Source organism: Streptomyces kebangsaanensis (assembly GCF_001906585.1).
Taxonomy (GTDB): Bacteria; Actinomycetota; Actinomycetes; order Streptomycetales; family Streptomycetaceae; genus Streptomyces; species Streptomyces kebangsaanensis.
The window spans coordinates 3,781-4,570 of record NZ_JUJA01000076.1; the positions used below are offsets into that span (position 1 = coordinate 3,781).

A 790-nucleotide genomic window follows, 5' to 3' on the forward strand; every position below is an offset into this window, starting at 1 on the left:
CCAGCCGAGCCGAACCACGAGTGCGTCACCGGAGCCGACCTCGACTCCCTGCCGCTTCTCGGCCTGTTCGAAGTCGTGCGACGTCACCGCGTAGGCGGGGGCGAGGGGCCCCTCGACGGCCAGGTCGAGCAGGACCCCACGCGTCACTATTCCGGAGGCGAAGGCGGTCGTCGACGCGTGAGTGATACCGACGGGGGTGACGACCTGTTCCCTCGGACGGCCCGGATACACCTGGTCGTCACTCGACCAGTGCGCGAGCGCGTCGAGGTGCGTCGACTGCCAGTGGTGGTTGTAGACCAACGACAGATCGGCTGCCACGGGGCCACCGGTGTGGGACACCATCTGCTGCACCGGGGAAGAGGTGACCGGCTCAGGCAGGAAGGGGCTGAAGAACATTGCGTTCGGCGTGATCGGCTGGGCCAGGGACACCCACTGACCGGTGCGTGCCTCCGCGGCGGCCTTGGCGCGCACCTCGTCGGTGATCAGGTTGAGGGTGCCGAGTTCATCGTCCGGTCCCCATCGGCCCCAGTTGTCCGGCAGGTCCGCCTCGTTCTTGTCGGTCATGCCGATGGCCTCTTTCCCTTGGGTGTGCTCGGACCCGATGGCCCACGCAGAGCTACGAACTAGTCATACTTTTGCGGCCCGAGTGTAAGGGAAGGGCAGGGTGCTGATGAGCTGGTTGATCTCGAAATCGCCTTTCTTAAAAGCAAGTTGAACCGCATCACTCCGCCTGCGGCACTCCGTGACTGTCCGTGGCTTTCCCTGCCCCCGGTGCGGTGTACCTGGCACC

General features: G+C 65.6%; 1 pseudogene. It reads right to left on the reverse strand.

The window, feature by feature from the left end:
* Positions 1-564 (reverse strand): annotated as a pseudogene (locus RH94_RS43015) (cyclase family protein); the annotation flags it as partial.
* Positions 565-790 lie beyond the last annotated feature (226 nt).